This window comes from Arthrobacter sp. zg-Y20, from assembly GCF_030142075.1.
GTDB lineage: Bacteria > Actinomycetota > Actinomycetes > Actinomycetales > Micrococcaceae > Arthrobacter_B.
In genome coordinates, this window is record NZ_CP126241.1 from 1,579,836 (window position 1) to 1,596,814 (window position 16,979).

The window sequence follows — 16,979 nt, forward strand, 5'->3', positions numbered from 1 at the left end:
TGAACCACCGGTTTCCCTTGCCGGCCCTTTTATCCAACGGTTAGGGAAACCTAACTGGCGGGCAGTAGTGAGCTGGACAAAGATAACAAGGTGGCGAGAGGAGTCCTGTTATGACTAATGTGGACAGCTTCGGTTCCAAAGGCGTACTAGACGTCAACGGTTCCGAATATGAAATTTTCCGGCTGAATTCCGTCGAAGGCGCCCAGAGCCTTCCGTTCAGCCTCAAGGTCCTGCTGGAGAACCTGCTGCGCACCGAAGACGGTGCCAACATCACTGCTGACCACGTACGTGCCCTGGCGCAGTGGGACGCGGAAGCAGAGCCCAGCACCGAAATCCAGTTCACCCCCGCCCGGGTGATCATGCAGGACTTCACCGGCGTCCCCTGCATTGTGGACCTTGCGACCATGCGCGAGGCCGTAGCCGATCTCGGCGGCGACCCCAAGCGCGTGAACCCGCTGGCACCCGCGGAAATGGTCATTGACCACTCCGTGCAGATTGATGCCTTCGGCAACTCCGGCGCCCTCGAGCGCAACATGGAAATCGAGTACCAGCGCAACGGCGAGCGGTACCAGTTCCTGCGGTGGGGCCAGACTGCGTTTGATGACTTCAAGGTTGTTCCCCCGGGAATGGGCATTGTCCACCAGGTCAATATCGAATACCTGGCCCGCACGGTCATGACCCGCGAAGTTGACGGCGTCCTGCGCGCCTACCCGGACACCTGCGTCGGCACCGACTCCCACACCACCATGGTCAACGGCCTGGGCGTGCTGGGCTGGGGCGTCGGCGGCATCGAGGCAGAGGCAGCCATGCTCGGCCAGCCCGTCTCCATGCTCATCCCGCGCGTTGTCGGCTTCAAGCTGACTGGGGAAATCCCGGCCGGCGCCACCGCCACCGACGTAGTGCTGACCATCACCGAAATGCTGCGCAAGCACGGTGTTGTCGGCAAGTTCGTGGAGTTCTACGGCGAGGGCGTTGGAGCCGTTCCGCTGGCCAACCGCGCCACCATCGGCAACATGAGCCCCGAGTTCGGTTCCACCGCGGCGATCTTCCCGATCGACGACGTGACCCTGGACTACCTGCGCCTGACCGGCCGCTCCGAGGAGAACGTAGCCCTCGTAGAGGCCTACGCCAAGGAGCAGGGCCTGTGGCACGACCCGTCCAACGAGGTCAAGTACTCCGAGTACCTCGAGCTGGACCTGTCCACCGTGGTGTCCTCGATCGCCGGACCGAAGCGTCCGCAGGACCGCGTGGAGCTGACCAACGCCAAGACGCAGTTCCGCAACGACCTGAAGAACTACGTCCACGAGACGGTGGAAGCTGAAAACGGCACCGTTGACGAAGCCCTGGAAGAGACCTTCCCGGCCTCGGACGCGCCGTCGTTCAACGCGAACGCCACCCAGATCGAAGACCACGAACATGACCTGGTGGAGAAGGCCGACGCTCCGGCCGAACGCTCCACGAACGCGGTTCAGGTCTCCATGGCCGACGGCCGCAGCTTCGAGCTGGACCACGGTGCTGTGTCGATCGCCTCGATCACGTCCTGCACCAACACGTCCAACCCGTCGGTGATGATGGCAGCAGCAGTGCTCGCCCGCAACGCCGTCGAAAAGGGCCTTACCGCCCAGCCGTGGGTCAAGACCTCGATCGCACCGGGTTCCAAGGTAGTTACCGACTACTACGAAAAGTCCGGCCTGATCCCGTACCTGGAGAAGCTCGGCTTCTTCGTTGTCGGTTACGGCTGCGCCACCTGCATCGGCAACTCCGGCCCGCTGGAAGATGAAATCTCCACGGCCATCCAGGAAGCCGACCTCGCCGTCACTGCAGTGCTCTCCGGCAACCGGAACTTCGAAGGCCGCATCAACCCGGACGTGAAGATGAACTACCTGGCCTCCCCGCCGCTGGTAGTCGCCTACGCCCTGGCCGGCACCATGGACTTCGACTTCGAGAATGACCCGCTGGGCCAGGACGAAGCCGGCAACGACATCTTCCTGAAGGACATCTGGCCGAACCCGGTCGAGGTCCAGGAGATCATCGACGCCTCCATTAACAAGGAGATGTTCACCAACAGCTACGACACCATCTTCGAAGGCGACGACCGTTGGAAGTCCCTGCCCACCCCCGAAGGTGCAACCTTCGAGTGGGATTCTGAGTCCACGTACGTCCGGAAGCCTCCGTACTTCGAGGGCATGAAGGCACAGCCGGAGCCCGTCTCCGACATCGAGGGCGCACGCGTCCTGCTGAAGCTGGGCGACTCGGTCACCACCGACCACATCTCCCCGGCCGGTTCCTTCAAGTCCGACACTCCGGCGGGCAAGTACCTGCTGGAGCACGGTGTAGCCCGCAAGGACTTCAACTCCTACGGCTCGCGCCGAGGCAACCACGAAGTCATGATCCGCGGCACCTTCGCCAACATCCGCATCAAGAACCAGCTGCTCGACGGCGTTGAAGGCGGTTTCACCCGCGACTTCAGCCAGGCCGACGCTCCGCAGGCTGCCGTTTACGATGCCGCGATGAACTACCAGGCTGCCGGCACCCCGCTGGTTGTCCTGGCCGGCAAGGAATACGGCTCCGGCTCCTCCCGTGACTGGGCCGCCAAGGGCACCGCACTGCTGGGCGTCAAGGCCGTAGTTGCCGAGAGCTACGAGCGGATCCACCGCTCCAACCTCATCGGCATGGGCGTCCTTCCGCTGCAGTACCCGGCCGGCGTGAATGCCGAGTCGCTGGGCCTGACCGGTACGGAGACCTTCTCGGTTGAGGGTGTCACCGAACTGAACAACGGGACCACGCCCAAGACCGTAAAGGTCACGGCCACCCCCGAAAACGGCGACGCCATCACCTTCGATGCGGTCCTGCGCATCGATACCCCGGGTGAAGCCGACTACTACCGCAACGGCGGCATCCTGCAGTACGTCCTGCGGCAGATCTCCGCTAAGTAGCAGTACACGCACCAGCATCAGGGCCCCGATTCCCCGATCCGCCCGCAGGGGCGGAGGAGGGAACCGGGGCCCTGTTGCATTGGTACGGAACCATGCAGCACGTGCTGCGCGTTAGAGTTAACCATTGCGACGGTGGATGCAGTGCCGCCGATACCGACTCAAGGGAGGCACCCTGTTGGGACTTCTGGAAACAATCCGGGATCCTCGGGACCTCAGCAGGCTTTCGCTGACACAGCTGAAGCGGCTTGCTGAAGAGATCCGTTCGTTCCTGATCACGAACGTAGCGCAGACCGGCGGCCACCTGGGCCCGAACCTGGGTGTGGTGGAACTGACCATGGGCATCCACCGGGTCTTCGATTCGCCGCGGGACAGCATCGTCTTTGACACCGGACACCAGTCCTACGTGCACAAGATCCTCACGGGCCGCCAGGACTTCGCCACACTGCGCCAGCAGGACGGCCTGTCCGGATACCCGTCGCGCGCCGAATCGGTCCACGACATTGTGGAAAGCTCCCACGCTTCCTCCTCGCTGTCCTGGGCTGACGGTATTTCCCGTGCCCGGCAGCTCAACGGCGAAGGCGACCGGTACACCGTGGTCATGGTGGGCGACGGCGCCCTGACCGGCGGTATGGCGTGGGAGGCCCTGAACAACATAGCTGCGGACCAGCGCCGCCGCGTGGTGATTGTGGTCAATGACAACGGCCGGTCCTACGCGCCCACCATCGGCGGCCTGGCCGACTACCTCGCCTCCCTGCGTCCCACCATCGACGCCGTCCGCACCCACCACGCCTACGAAAACACCCTCGGCTGGTGTCGGGAGCGGCTGCAGCAGGGCGGTCCGGTGGGCCGTTTCACCTACCGCAGCCTGCACGCGGCAAAAAAGGGCATCAAGGACTGGTGGACGCCCCAGGGCCTCTTCGAGGACCTGGGCATGAAATACGTCGGCCCTATCGACGGACACGACATCGACGCCGTCGAACGCGCCCTGAACAAGGCCAAGAACTACGCCGGCCCGGTCATTGTGCACGCCATGACGGAGAAGGGCCGCGGATATGCCCCGGCCCGCGCACATGAGGCCGACCAGTTCCACGCCGTGGGGATCATTGATCCTGAAACCGGTGATCCGGTGGAGCCGGGCGGCAAGGAATCCTGGACGTCGGTCTTCGCCACGGAGATTGCCCGGATTGCCGATGAGCGCACCGACGTTGTGGGCATTACCGGCGCCATGCTGATCCCGGTGGGCCTGCACCGCTTTGCCGAGAAGCATCCGGACCGCGTATTCGACGTCGGTATTGCCGAACAGCACGCCCTCACCTCCGCCGCCGGCATGGCTTTCGGCGGTCTGCACCCGGTGGTGGCCCTGTACGCGACCTTCCTGAACCGGGCCTTCGACCAGCTGTTGATGGACGTTGCCCTGCACAAGGCCGGCGTCACCATTGTGCTGGACCGCGCCGGTGTTACCGGCCCTGACGGCGCCAGCCACCACGGCATGTGGGACATGTCCATGCTGCAGATTGTGCCGGGCCTGCACCTAGCTGCTCCGCGCGACGCCACCCGGCTGAAGGAGGAGCTGCGCGAAGCCGTGGCCATCTCCGATGCTCCGTCCGTGGTGCGGTTCTCCAAGGGCACGGTCGGTGCCGACGTTGAGGCCGTGGAGCGGACCGCTGACGGCGTGGACATTCTCGCGCGCCGCCCCGCGGGTGACAGCTCCAATGACGTGCTGATTGTCAGCGTGGGCGCCATGGCGGACATCGCCCTGGACGTTGCCGGCCGGCTGGGGGACCAGGGCATCAGCTCCACCGTGGTGGATCCGCGCTGGGTATTGCCCGTGCCGCGCTCCATCATCAGCATTGCCGCTGAACACCGCATCGTCATCGTGATTGAAGACGGTGTCCGCGCCGGGGGCGTGGGCTCCCGGATCCGGCAGGAAATGCGGGCGGCCGGCGTGGACACGGCCCTAAACGAAGTAGGCCTGCCGGTGGAGTTCCTGGACCACGGCAGCCGCAGCGAAGTGTTGGAGCGGGTGGGGCTCACCGCCCGGCAGATCGCCAACGACGTCGTCGCGCAGGTCCTGGGGACCAAGGTGCCGTTCGCACGGCCGCTGCCCGGGCAGGAGCTGCCCACGGGACAGGTGCCGAAGATCCAGTAACCGAGCAGGGGTTCCGAAGCCGGGAGCCGGGATAAGGGAGAGACGCCATGGCGGAAAACGTTCCACCCCTCGCCGTCACGGGAGCCACCGGTGCCCTGGGGGGTGCCGTTGCCCGGCTCCTCGCCGAAACCGGTGCCAGGCAGCGGCTGCTTGCCCGGCGCACCGCCCGGCTCCCCGAACTGCCGGATACACCGGTATTCGCAGTGTCCTACCTCGACCGCGCGCAGGCGGTCAGTGCGCTGCGGGGCGTGCATACGCTTTTTATGGTGTCCGCGGCCGAAAGTCCGCACCGGGTCGAGGACCAGCAGACGTTTGTGGACGCCGCCGTCGAGGCAGGTGTGGAGCACATTGTGTACACGTCCTTTATGGGCGCCGCCCCGGACGCGGTGTTCACCCTTGCCCGCGACCATTACGCCACCGAGGAGCACATCAAGTCCCGCGGCGTGGCCTACACCTTCCTGCGGGATTGCCTGTACCAGGACATCCTGCCCACCTTTGTCCAGCCCGACGGCGTCATCCGCGGTCCTGCGGGGGACGGGCGTTTCGCTCCGGTGGCACGTACGGACGTCGCCCGGACCGCAGCGAAGATCCTCCTGGCGCCGGGGGAGCACCGGAACCGCATCTATACCCTCACGGGACCTGCGGAACTGACCATGTCGGACGTGGCGCAGGTGCTGAGCACCGTCACGGGCAGCAGCGTCCGGTTCGAGAACGAGTCCTATTCGGACGCCGTAGCAACGCGGGTCAAAAGCGGCGCAGCGCAGTGGCAGGCGGAGGCCTGGAGCTCCAGTTACGCTGCCGTTGCTGCCGGGGAACTGGCTCCCGTCAGCACGGACGTCCTGGACCTCACCGGCACACCCCCGCTCGGCTTCGAGAACTACCTGCTCCAAACCCGCCGATAGGTGCGTCTGCAGGGCTGCACCGGGGCCTGCCCACCGGATAGGGTGGAGGGTATGAACGAAGCATCTACGCCGGATGTACGCCGTTTCCTCGCCGAATGCACGGTGGGTGACCTGGACGACGACGACGCAACGCCCGTAGCCGATCTGTACGGCATGTACATCATCTGGAGCGAACAGCAGGGCCTGGCCCCGCTGGCGGTGCAGGCATTCTCTGCAGCCGTCCGTGAGGAAGGCGTGGAAGCCGAGCGCCGGCACAGCGAGCAGGTCTATACCGGCCTGCTGCCCACGGGAGCCATTCCCATCCAGTACATCCTTGAAACCGACAAGGCGCCCAGCCCCAACAGCCCGCTGGACATTTTCCCGGCCTAGGACACTGCTGAATCTGCTGCCGGATTGGGATCTTGCTGCCGGTTTGGGAAAACCCTCCGCTGCGCAGCGGCAGGGATTTCCCAAACCGTAAGGATTTTCCCGAAGGGGAGGAAATATCCCCCCTGCCGACGGGTATAGCGTGGTTTTATGACTTCCTACAACAGACTTGGCAATTCCGGACTCACCGTCTCCACAGTTGGGCTCGGTTGCAACAACCTGGGCCGCCCGGGAACCCCCACCGAATCGCAGGAGGGCACGGACGCCGTCATCAACGCGGCGGTCGACGCCGGTATTACGCTTTTTGACGTTGCCGACGCCTATGGTCGCACCCCGGGACTCAGCGAGGAAATGCTCGGGAAAGCGTTGGGCAACCGCCGCGGGGACGTGGTGGTAGCCACCAAATTCGGTATGGACATGAAGGGCGTCAACGGTGCCGACTTCGGGGCACGCGGATCCCGGCGCTACATCGTCAAGGCCGCAGAGGCTTCCCTGCGCCGCCTGAACACGGACTGGATTGACCTCTACCAGTTCCACACCCCGGACCCGCTCACGCCCATCGAAGAAACCCTGTCAGCCTTGGATGACCTCGTCACCAGCGGCAAGGTCCGGTACATCGGGCACTCCAACCGGGCCGGCTGGCAGATTGCCGAAGCCGAGTTTGTGGCCCGGATGGGTGGCTTCACGCCGTTCATTTCCTCGCAGAACCACTACAACCTGCTGGACCGCCGGGCCGAGCTGGAAGTGACCCCCGCCGCCGAAGCCTACGGGCTGGGCGTGCTTCCCTACTTCCCGCTGGCCAACGGTCTGCTCACCGGCAAGTACAGCAGCGGCAAGGCTCCGGAAGGCAGCCGGCTCACCCACTCCCGGACCAACCTCTTGGAGAATGCGGACTTTGAGCAGCTGGCCGAGTTTGGCCGTTTCGCCGCCGAGCGCGGTCTGACCGAGGTGCAGGTGGCCTTCTCCTGGCTCGCTGCGCAGCCGTCGGTGGCGTCCGTGATTGCGGGAGCAACGAAGGTGGAGCAGGTGCAGCAGAACGCCGAAGCTGTTTCGTGGGTGCCGTCGGAGAAGGACCTCGAGGAGCTGGACCGGATCTTCCCGAAGACGCCGAAGGTTGCCTTGTTCTAGGGTCTGGGCGTCCGGGGGTCTGGAGGGTCCGGAACGGCGGCAACGAAAATCCCTTGCTCGCAGAGCTCGCCGGGATTATTAAAGCCGCCTAACCCGGACCCTCCGGACGTCGTGGACGGCGTCGCCTAGCCCGAACCCTGCGGGCCTACGTGGATGGTGTCGTCTAGCCGGGAGCGCCCAGGTCCTCTGGGCAGATCCGAAAGACGGGATCGCCTTCGGCGAGGCGCTGTGAGTGTTCGATGGCGTCTATGCCAATGGCCCAATTGATCCAGACCGCCAAGGCTGCCGCCGCAAGGAGCAGCAGGGACGGGGCCAGCCTTTCCCGATTCCAAGGGCGGTAGCCCAGCGAGAGTATGGCTGCTGCAGCCGCCGTAACAGGCGGTACCAAGGAAAGAGCCAGGACCCACTGGCGGCGTGGAACCTGCTGACCGTAGAAGCAGGCGCTGTGTCGGGGACGCAGTTCAGACTCATACCCAAACGCCAGGAATGTAGTAAAAAGGGCCACCACCATGGCGAAGAACCCCACCGTCAGGAATGTCCCGGCGTCGATGCGTCTGCTCATGCGCAATAGTCAAGCACAGCTCTGGCCGCTCGCTGTTCGCAGGGTTCCCAGGGCGGAAAGCTCAGGCCGGCTTGGTGGCCTTGCCGTCCAGCCAAAGCGTTTCCGATTCGTCGCGGTGGGTTCCCGTTGTGCCGACGTGTTTCGTGCCGATTTCGGCACCGTTCTTAATAACGTGGACAATTGCCATCCCGTGGCCGCGTCCGATTCCGTAGTCCGCTTGGAGCCATTCCAGGATTTCCCCGGCCTTGGTGCTTTCGCCGAAACCTTTGGCCGCCGCTGCATCCACCAGTTGGCGGGGCGTTAATCCTGTCTTGTCCTCAACCGCATCAAGGTAAGCCTGAAAGGACATTCTCTTTTACCTCTGTTCGTGTTTGCGCCGAAACTAGCGGGCGCGCTGCAGTCGGACCAGTATTACCAGGATCACCGCCGTGAGTGCCAGCAGGATCCCGGCGAGAGTCCAGCGCCATGGCGCGGACCAGGGGAGAAGTACCGTCAGCCAGCCAAGAACTGCCGTGGCAAGTATCAGCGCTACCACGCGCCGGCTTTGCCTGCGGTTTTCCTCCGACGTTCCCTTCACGTCCGGAAGGCTAGCGAAGGAGACCGTCCCTGCCCAGAGGGCCGGCGCTAAGCGGCCAGGTGCGCTGCAGGATGTCAGGCCCGCGGCAGCACACCCAGGAGCGCCGACGACAGGGCCATCCTTAGGGCGTCAGTGAGGTCTACGTGGAGGACACCCAGGGCGGGTTCCTCCGCATAGGCGGCAAGGAGGCTGGGGGGAGGCGGGACGTAGGAGGACAGTGCACCGGCAGTAACCAGTGCGATCAGGCAGAACTGCTGGGCTCCGTCCCCCAACTCTGGCAGGTGCCGGCACACGATGCCGGTCATGGCATCGAGCCTGGCCAGGGAGGCCCGCTTGTGCCGCTTGGCCACCTCAACCGAAATGTTGTGCTCCAAGACGCCGCCCTGCGCCCCGAACAGGTCGCACAGTACCGGGCGTGCCCCCAGGGACCGGCTGAGGATTTCGGCCAGCTGATCGGCCCGCACCGCCGGTGCCGCTTCGGGCTCGATGCCCATTGGGAGCTCCTGTGCCAACTCGGTGAGCCAGGTGCCCAGGAAGTCATCCAGCAGTTCGAGCAGCACTGCTTCGCGGGACTCGAAATAGCGCAGGACGTTGGACTTCGCCAGCCCCACCCGCCGGCTGAGCTCGTTGAGACTGACCCCGGCTACCGGCATCTCGTCCAGCATTGCCGCTGCGGTGTCCAGGATGGCCCGACGCCGGGTCTCTTTCTGCTCTTCGCTGCGCGCCCGCTGGAATGTCACGCGGCCAGCATACATTACGGACCGGCGGTCTATTGACGTGGGAAAGCAGGGCGCTTACGCTCGTCCTACGTAACAGACCAACGGTACTTTAGGAGCCCCCATGAACGTCAGTTGGAACGAGAACCACATCCCTGATCAGCACGGACGCGTGGCGATAGTGACCGGAGCCAACACCGGGCTGGGTTTTGAAACCGCCCGGATGCTCGCGGAACGGGGGGCGGCGGTGGTCCTGGCCGTACGAGACGTCGACAAGGGCAAGCAGGCGGCTGCCCGCATCAACGGGGACGCGAGCGTCCAGGCTTTGGACCTGAGCTCACTGGAGTCGGTCCGGTCCGCTGCGGCGGCCCTGCGCGCAGACCACCCGCGGATAGACCTGCTGATCAACAATGCCGGCGTGATGTACACGCCGAAGCGGACCACCGCGGACGGCTTTGAACTGCAATTCGGCACCAACCACCTCGGGCATTTCGCCCTCACCGGCCTGCTGTTGGACCGGCTGCTGCCTGTTCCCGGCTCGCGCGTTGTGACGGTCAGCAGCACCGGGCACCGCATCCGGGCCGATATCCACTTCGATGATCTCCAGTGGGAGCGTTCGTACAGCCGCGTCGGCGCCTACGGCCAGGCCAAGCTGGCAAACCTGATGTTCACGTATGAACTCCAGCGCCGTCTCGAACCCCTTGGTACCACCGTCGCGGTGGCCGCCCATCCGGGCGTCTCCAATACGGAGCTCACCCGCAACACACCGGCAGCGCTTCGGGTGCCCGTCACCTGGCTCGCCCCGTACTTCACGCAGACTCCCGAGATGGGTGCCCTGCCCACCCTGCGTGCGGCTACCGATCCGGAGGTCACCGGCGGCCAGTACTACGGTCCCGGCAACCGCTCACAGACCCGCGGCTATCCGAAACCTGTCGTCTCCAGCCCTGCCTCCCATGACCAAGCGGTCCAGCAGCGCCTCTGGACCATCTCGGAGGAACTCACGGGGGTAACCTTCCCTCTGGCCTCACCTCATCTCGCCTGAGCTGACCTGACTGCGACCGCAACAGGACTGTTAACGAGAGCGCCGGACGGACCGGGTTAGGCGGCTTTAATAATCCCTGCGAGCTCTGCGAGCAGGGATTTTCGTTGCCGCCGTTCCGGTCCGCCCGGCGCGGACGGTAGGCGCGGACGGTAGGCGCGGGCGCCCGTTAGGGGCTAAGCAGCCACAGCCGCCTCGTGGAACTTCTTGCCATTAACCCGCTCGGACGCACCGACGCGGTCCAGGTACGGGGTAATTCCGCCCAGGTGCATCGGCCAGCCGGCACCGAGGATGACGCAGAGGTCGATGTCCTCGGGTCCTGCCACAACGCCGTCTTCGAGCATGAGCCCGATTTCCTCGGCCAGGGCGTCCTGCGTGCGGCGCAGGACTTCCTCGGACGTGGAGGGGGTGTTGCCGAAGTCCAGCATGGCCAGGGTTTCCTCCGGGATGTACTGGTTGCCGTTCTCGTCCTTCTGCCAAATGGACTTGATGCCGGCGTCGATGATTTTCTGCTGGTTCTTGGAGACCCAGAAACGCTCGCCGAAGGCAGCGTGCAGGGATTCCTGCACGTGCTGGCCCACCGGCAGGCCCACCAGGGCGAGCAGGGTGAACGGAGACATCGGCAGGCCCATGGAACGCAGTGCGTTGTCTGCTGTGGCGGCGTCGGTGCCCTCGTCGTAGACCTTGGTGATCTCGCCGAACATGCGGCCCAGGATGCGGTTGACCACAAACGCGGCCGCGTCCTTGACCAGCACTGCGGTCTTCTTGAGCTGCTTGGCCAGCACAAAGGCGGTGGCCAGGACGGCGTCGTCGGTCTTGGGTGCGCGGACAATTTCCAGCAGCGGCATCACGGCCACCGGGTTGAAGAAGTGGAAGCCCACCACACGCTCCGGGTGCTTGAGGTCCGCGGCCATTTCGGTGACGGAGAGCGAGGAGGTGTTGGTGGCCAGGATGCACTCGGGGGAGACCACGGCCTCCACCTCGGCGAAGACCTGCTTCTTGACCGAGAGCTCTTCGAAGACGGCTTCGATGACGAAGTCGGCATCGGAGAAGGCTTCCTTGGAGACCGAGCCGGTAACCAGGGCCTTGGTGCGGTTGGCGGCGTCGGGGGAGATGCGCTTCTTGGCCAGGAGCTTGTCCACCTCGGCGTGCACGTAGCCCACGCCCTTGTCCACCCGTGCCTGGTCGATGTCCGTCATGACCACGGGGACCTTGAGTTGGCGGGCGAAGAGCAATGCCAGCTGGCTGGCCATCAGGCCGGCGCCTACCACGCCCACCTTGGTGACCGGGCGGGCGAGCTTCTTGTCCGGGGCGCCGGCGGGGCGCTTGCCGCGCTTCTGCACCAGGTCCAGGAAGGCGTACACGGTGGAGCTGAACTGGGGGGACTGCATCAGTTCGGCCAGGGCGTCGCACTCGGCTTCGCGGGATTCCTCACGGGTCCAGGTCTTGCCCTTTTCGAGCAGGTCCAGCACCTTTGCCGGGGCAGGTGCGGCGTTGGAGGTCTTGGCCTCCACGAAGGCACGGCCCTTGGCGACGGCGGCGTCCCACGCTTCGCCGGCGTCGGCAGGCTCGACGGCGTTGGGCCGCTCCACCTTTTCTTCGCCGCTGATTACGCGGGAGGCCCAGGCCAGGGACTGCTCGAGGAAGTCCGCCGGCTCGAACAGTGCGTCGGCGATGCCCAGCTTGTAGGCGGCCGGACCGGCGAGGGTGCGGTTGTTGCTCAGCGGGTTCTCGATCATCACCTTGACAGCGTTCTCGGGGCCGATGAGGCGCGGCAGCAGGTAGACGCCGCCCCAGCCCGGGACCAGGCCGATGAAGGCTTCCGGCAGGGCCAGTGCACCGGCGCCGGTGGACACCGTGCGGTAGTCGGACTGCAGGGCAATCTCCAGGCCGCCGCCCAGGGCCACACCGTTGATGAAGGCGAAGCTGGGAACCCCCAGGGTGCCCAACTTGCCGTAGACGTCGTGGCCCAGGCGGGCCATGGCGTAGCCGGCTTCGATGTCGGAAATGGACTTCACAGCGGACAGGTCGGCGCCGGCCACCAGGTAGAAGGGCTTGCCGGTGACGCCCACGCCCACAATTTCGCCGGCGTCGGCGCGGACCTTGAGTTCGTCCAGCTTTTCGCCGAGCTCCAGCAGGGTGTTCGGGCCCAGCGTGGTGGGACGGGAGTGGTCGACGTCGTTGTCCAGGGTGATCAGCGCGAAGGTGCCGGCATTGCCGGGGAGCGCGATGTCCGAGACGTAGGAGTGGGTAACAACCTCGGTGGGGAAGAGGCCCGCGAGGCGCTGGTAATCGGGAGCAGACATTACTTCGTGGCCTCCGTGGAATCGGTGTTGTAGTCGGGGTGGTTCGGGTTTTCCCAAATCACCGTGGCGCCCATGCCCAGGCCGATGCACATGGTGGTCATGCCGTAGCGGACACTGGGGTCTTCCTCGAACTGGCGGGCCAGCTGGTTCATCAGGCGCACGCCTGACGAGGCCAGCGGGTGCCCGACGGCGATGGCACCGCCGTAGCGGTTGACGCGGGGATCGTCGTCGGCAATGCCGAAGTGGTCCAGGAAGGACAGGACCTGGATGGCGAAGGCTTCGTTGATTTCGAACAGGCCGATGTCCTCAATGGACAGGCCGGTCTGCTTCAGCACCTTTTCGGTGGAAGGCACCGGGCCGTAGCCCATGACCTCCGGTTCGACGCCGGCGAAGGCGTAGCCGACCAGGCGCATTTTCACTCCCAGGCCGAGTTCCTCGGCGGCTTCGGCGGAGGCGAGCAGCGCGGTGGTGGCGCCGTCGTTCAGGCCGGCGGCGTTGCCCGCAGTGACCCGGCCGTGGGCGCGGAACGGGGTGCGCAGCTGGGCGAGGTCCTCAACCGTGGTGCCGGGGCGCGGCGGCTCGTCCACGGTGTTCAGGGTCCATCCGGTGCCGGGCTTCTTGGTGGCAACGGGCACCAGGTCAGGCTGGATCTCGTTGTTGGCGTAGGCCTTGGCGAGCTTCTCCTGGCTGGCGGCGGCGTACGCGTCGGTGCGCTCCTTGGTGATGTGCGGGAACCTATCGTGCAGGTTCTCGGCGGTGTTGCCCATGTTCAGGGCTGCCGGGTCCACCAGGCGTTCGGTCATGAAGCGGGGGTTGGGATCGGCGTCCTTGCCCATCGGGTGGTTGCCCATGTGCTCCACGCCGCCGGCGATGACGACGTCGTAGGCGCCGAAGCCGATGCCCGAGGCGGTGGTGGTCACGGCCGTCATGGCGCCGGCGCACATGCGGTCGATGGCGAATCCGGGGACCGTGCGGGGCAGGCCAGCCAGCAGGGCGGCGGTGCGGCCGATGGTCATGCCCTGGTCACCGGACTGGGTGGTGGCCGCGATGGCTACTTCGTCAACGCGTTCCGGAGGGAGGGAAGGGTTGCGGCGCATCAGCTCGCGGATGCACTTGACCACCAGGTCATCGGCCCGCATGCCGGCGTAGATACCCTTTTCGCCGGCTTTGCCGAACGGGGTCCGCACTCCGTCAACGAAAACTACGTCCCTGATCTGCCGTGATCGGCTTTGTGGGCTCACGTACTTACTCCTCTTTGAGATATGAAACGGAACAACGTCCGACTCGATGTTACTCATGAGTAACATAGGCCGCAAGGGACCCCCGCATTGTCGGTGGTGCGGGGCGCACCTGCCCCGGCAACAGACCCTATCGACATACCGCCGTCCAAGGAACCGTTGTACGGACGGTGCTGATACTTTGTCCGGATGGAATCCGTGGCCGACGCCGAACTGGCAGCATGGCTGGCGGTAGTCCGCTCAGGCGGCAGTTCGGAGCCATCGCCGGAACAGATCAGGCAACTGCGGGTGCCGCGCCGCCGCCCGGCAGGTCCGGCGGTGCAGGAAGTGCGGGATCTGATGATCCCCGGAACCGTACCGCTGGCCGCCCGGTTGTACCGTCCTCACGGTTCAGCACTGCCGCTGACGGTTTTTGTGCACGGCGGAGGATTCGTCTTCGGAGGGCTGGAGTCCCATGACCGGCTGTGCCGGCGGCTTTCGCTACTGGCCGGCACCGCCGTCCTGGCAGTGGATTACCGGCTGGCGCCGGAGCATCCCGCTCCCGCGGGGGTGGACGACGTCGTCCGGGCCCTGCGCTGGGCGGCGGACCGTCCGCCGGCGCTGGGGCCGCTGCTGCCCGGTGCCGGACTGGCCGGTGACAGCGCCGGCGGGCTTATTGCGTTCCTCGCAGCCCGCAGCTTGGCCGGTACCGCGGCCGAACCCCGCCTGCTGCTGCTGGCCTACCCGAATGCAGACCTGACCCTGAGCCTGCCCGGAGGCCGGACAAAGGGTGAAGGGTGGGGTCTTTCGGTGCGGGACCTGGCGTTCTACATCAAGCAGTGGGTGCCGGCAGCGGAACGGCTGGCGGAGTTCAGCCCAGTGCATCTTCTCCGTGCGGATCTGGCCAGGGGGCAGCACCTGCCGGTGCGGACGCTGCTGGCCACCGCAGAACACGATCCACTGCGGGATGAGGGACAGTTGCTGGCACGCGAACTGGCCCGGGGCGGAACCGCCGTTGACTATGTTCCGCACTCCGGGCATCTGCACGGCTTCCTGACGCTGGACGCAGTGTCGCCTGCAGCCCGTACCGCAGGTGATGCCCTGCTGCTGCGGTACGGTGCGGCACTGGTTGCGGTCAGCGGCTGAAGTTCCCGGCGGAAGGATGGGCGAGCGGTCCTAGGGGAGGGTTTTTACCTGTGCGTTCTCCCGGCGCACAATCCGCCGGCGCCACAGATGCACAAGGATCACGAGAACGATGGGTGGTCCAACCACTAGGCCGAATCCGACGAAAGTGCCGATCACGTATCCAAAGCCTTCCCCGGCGGATTCGACGTCGGCGTCGCTCACTTGTTCCGGCAGCGTCACCATCGCGGCAAGCAGCAAAATGCTGCCCAGCACGTAGCCGATGACCAGGAGGATCATGCTGGCGACGCGCTTGCCGGTTTCCCGCACGGGGGCGGGAGCGGAGAAGGGCTGGTAGCCCGGATACTGCTGGCCGGGATACAGCGGGTCCGGCTGCTGCTCGTTGGTGCTCATGTTTCCCCCAATAAACCCGGCGTATGGCATCGCGCGGGATTCCGGGCGAGGGTAATAAGCCGGCTGGTAAATAGGGAATCGACGGCGAAAGGAGTATCGTTCTGGCCGCACCTTTAAGTGGTTAGTTAGGCTAAGGAAGACATTGACACAACAACTAAATCCCCCCATGCGGACAAAGAGAGGACCCTTCCGTTTTCTTGCTGCTCCGCCGCCCGCCCCGCGCCTCGATGATGAGGCAGTAAAGGCAAAATACCCGCGGCTCCGCCTGCAGGTGTTTATGGGCATCTTCATCGGCTATGCCGGTTATTACCTCGTCCGGAACAATGTGCCGCTGGTAGCCACCATTCTGCGTGACGAGCATGGCTTCAGCGCCTTCGGCCTCGGCGTAGTCACCAACGGTGTGCTCGTGGCCTACGGCCTCAGCAAGTTCTTCAGCGCCATTGTGAGCGACCGCAGCAGTGCACGGCTGTTCCTCCCCATTGGTCTGGCGCTTTCCGCCCTGGCCAACCTGTTTATCGGCTTTGTGCCGGCAGTGGGCACTTCCGTTGCCTTCTTGGCCGTCGTAATGATCTTCAACGGATTCTTCCAGGGAATGGGGTGGCCTCCCAGTGGGCGGACCCTCGTGCACTGGTTCTCCACTTCGGAGCGCGGCTCCAAGACCGCGTTCTGGAATATCGCCCATAACGTAGGCGGTGCCGGATCCGGCGCCCTGGCCGGGGCAGCCCTGGCCTGGTTCGGCGGCTGGCAGTCGGCATTCTGGTTCCCGGGCATTGTCGGCATGGTTATTGCCATTATTGCTTTCTTCCTGCTCCGGGATACACCGGAATCCGAAGGGCTTCCTCCCATTGAGGAATACCGCAATGATCCCGCTCCGGTTGAAGAGGATGCAGCGGATGAAACCGCCAGCACCTGGGAAACCGTCCGCCGCTATGTCCTGACGAACGCCACCATGGTCAAGCTGGCCCTGGCCAATGTGTTTGTGTACACCCTGCGCTATGGCGTCCTCGTGTGGGCACCGGTGTACCTGGCGGACGTGCGCGGGGCGAGCCTGGGCGAAGGCATTGCCGGATTCTCCCTGTTCGAGCTGGCAGGTATCCCGGGCACCCTGCTGTGCGGTTACATCAGTGACAAAATGTTCCGCGGCCGCCGTTCGCCGGCGGGCATCACCTTCCTGATCGGCGTATTCCTGGCCGTAATGGTCTACTGGCTTTCGCCGGTGGAATGGCCGCTGTGGATTTCCTACGGCGCACTGGTGGTTATCGGCGGCCTGATCTACGGGCCCGTCATGCTGATCGGCCTGCAGGCCCTGGACCTCAGCCCCCGCCGGGTAGCGGGTACGGCAGCCGGTTTCACCGGCCTCTTCGGCTATGTGCTGGGTGCCACGCTGGCCTCCACCGGCATCGGCCTGTCCGTGGACCACTTCGGCTGGGATGTCACCTTCATGCTGATCCTGGTGTGTGTGCTGCTTGCCATCGCGTTCATGTACTCCGTGGGCCGCGACGAGGACGCCATGCGTGCCCGCCGCGCCAAAGCGCTGCAGTAGCG

At 65.1% G+C, this 16,979-nt stretch carries 15 protein-coding genes; 8 read left to right on the forward strand and 7 right to left on the reverse strand.

Going from position 1 to position 16,979, the window contains the following annotated elements; all coding sequences use genetic code 11:
* Positions 1-110 precede the first annotated feature (110 nt).
* The 5 genes from QNO06_RS07550 to QNO06_RS07570 all read left to right on the forward strand — a co-directional run bounded on the left by QNO06_RS07550 (position 111) and on the right by QNO06_RS07570 (position 7,481).
* Positions 111-2,936 carry an aconitate hydratase gene (locus QNO06_RS07550; RefSeq protein WP_227910942.1) on the forward strand — a complete coding sequence of 942 codons (2,826 nt, stop codon included), beginning with the start codon at positions 111-113 and terminating at the stop codon, positions 2,934-2,936.
* A gap of 175 nt (positions 2,937-3,111) precedes the next feature.
* On the forward strand, positions 3,112-5,085 hold the full coding sequence (dxs, locus tag QNO06_RS07555) for a 1-deoxy-D-xylulose-5-phosphate synthase (protein WP_227910943.1): 1,974 nt from the start codon (positions 3,112-3,114) through the stop codon (positions 5,083-5,085).
* A gap of 47 nt (positions 5,086-5,132) precedes the next feature.
* Complete coding sequence (locus QNO06_RS07560) at positions 5,133-5,987, forward strand: SDR family oxidoreductase (protein ID WP_227910944.1); 855 nt, start codon at positions 5,133-5,135, stop codon at positions 5,985-5,987.
* Positions 5,988-6,038: 51 nt separating this feature from the next.
* A complete protein-coding gene (locus tag QNO06_RS07565) occupies positions 6,039-6,356 on the forward strand; it encodes a hypothetical protein (RefSeq protein WP_227910945.1) in 318 nt (105 codons plus the stop codon).
* Positions 6,357-6,503: 147 nt separating this feature from the next.
* Positions 6,504-7,481 carry an aldo/keto reductase gene (locus tag QNO06_RS07570; RefSeq protein WP_227910946.1) on the forward strand — a complete coding sequence of 326 codons (978 nt, stop codon included), beginning with the start codon at positions 6,504-6,506 and terminating at the stop codon, positions 7,479-7,481.
* A 163-nt stretch (positions 7,482-7,644) separates the two neighbouring features.
* Here QNO06_RS07570 and QNO06_RS07575 read toward each other — a convergent pair whose 3' ends face one another.
* The 4 genes from QNO06_RS07575 to QNO06_RS07590 form a co-directional block, all read right to left on the reverse strand.
* A complete protein-coding gene (locus tag QNO06_RS07575; RefSeq protein ID WP_227910947.1) occupies positions 7,645-8,043 on the reverse strand; it encodes a hypothetical protein in 399 nt (132 codons plus the stop codon).
* A 61-nt stretch (positions 8,044-8,104) separates the two neighbouring features.
* Positions 8,105-8,392: a DUF4287 domain-containing protein gene (locus tag QNO06_RS07580; RefSeq protein WP_227910948.1), complete on the reverse strand. Its 288-nt coding sequence runs from the start codon at positions 8,390-8,392 to the stop codon at positions 8,105-8,107.
* Positions 8,393-8,425: 33 nt separating this feature from the next.
* The gene (locus QNO06_RS07585; protein ID WP_227910949.1) at positions 8,426-8,620 is read right to left on the reverse strand and encodes a hypothetical protein; all 195 of its coding nucleotides are present in this window, start codon (positions 8,618-8,620) and stop codon (positions 8,426-8,428) included.
* A 74-nt stretch (positions 8,621-8,694) separates the two neighbouring features.
* Positions 8,695-9,360 carry a TetR/AcrR family transcriptional regulator gene (locus QNO06_RS07590; protein WP_227910950.1) on the reverse strand — a complete coding sequence of 222 codons (666 nt, stop codon included), beginning with the start codon at positions 9,358-9,360 and terminating at the stop codon, positions 8,695-8,697.
* A gap of 100 nt (positions 9,361-9,460) precedes the next feature.
* On the opposite strand from QNO06_RS07590, the gene QNO06_RS07595 reads away from it, so the two are divergent.
* Entirely contained in the window at positions 9,461-10,378 is a 918-nt protein-coding gene (locus QNO06_RS07595; protein WP_227910951.1) for an SDR family NAD(P)-dependent oxidoreductase, read from the forward strand.
* Between the two features lie 173 nt (positions 10,379-10,551).
* Here QNO06_RS07595 and QNO06_RS07600 read toward each other — a convergent pair whose 3' ends face one another.
* Together QNO06_RS07600 and QNO06_RS07605 are read right to left on the reverse strand one after the other, a co-directional pair.
* On the reverse strand, positions 10,552-12,681 hold the full coding sequence (locus tag QNO06_RS07600) for a 3-hydroxyacyl-CoA dehydrogenase NAD-binding domain-containing protein (RefSeq protein ID WP_227910952.1): 2,130 nt from the start codon (positions 12,679-12,681) through the stop codon (positions 10,552-10,554).
* Positions 12,681-13,922, reverse strand: a complete 1,242-nt coding sequence (locus QNO06_RS07605; protein WP_227910953.1) for a thiolase family protein — start codon at positions 13,920-13,922, stop codon at positions 12,681-12,683. Before QNO06_RS07605 ends, QNO06_RS07600 begins: the two co-directional genes overlap by 1 nt.
* Positions 13,923-14,108: 186 nt before the next feature.
* On the opposite strand from QNO06_RS07605, the gene QNO06_RS07610 reads away from it, so the two are divergent.
* Entirely contained in the window at positions 14,109-15,044 is a 936-nt protein-coding gene (locus tag QNO06_RS07610; protein ID WP_227910954.1) for an alpha/beta hydrolase fold domain-containing protein, read from the forward strand.
* A 30-nt stretch (positions 15,045-15,074) separates the two neighbouring features.
* On the opposite strand, the gene QNO06_RS07615 is transcribed toward QNO06_RS07610, so the two are convergent.
* Positions 15,075-15,434 (reverse strand): hypothetical protein, encoded by a 360-nt coding sequence (locus QNO06_RS07615; RefSeq protein ID WP_227910955.1) that lies wholly within the window; start codon positions 15,432-15,434, stop codon positions 15,075-15,077.
* A gap of 166 nt (positions 15,435-15,600) precedes the next feature.
* On the opposite strand from QNO06_RS07615, the gene QNO06_RS07620 reads away from it, so the two are divergent.
* On the forward strand, positions 15,601-16,977 hold the full coding sequence (locus QNO06_RS07620; RefSeq protein ID WP_227910956.1) for an MFS transporter: 1,377 nt from the start codon (positions 15,601-15,603) through the stop codon (positions 16,975-16,977).
* Positions 16,978-16,979: the final 2 nt, after the last annotated feature.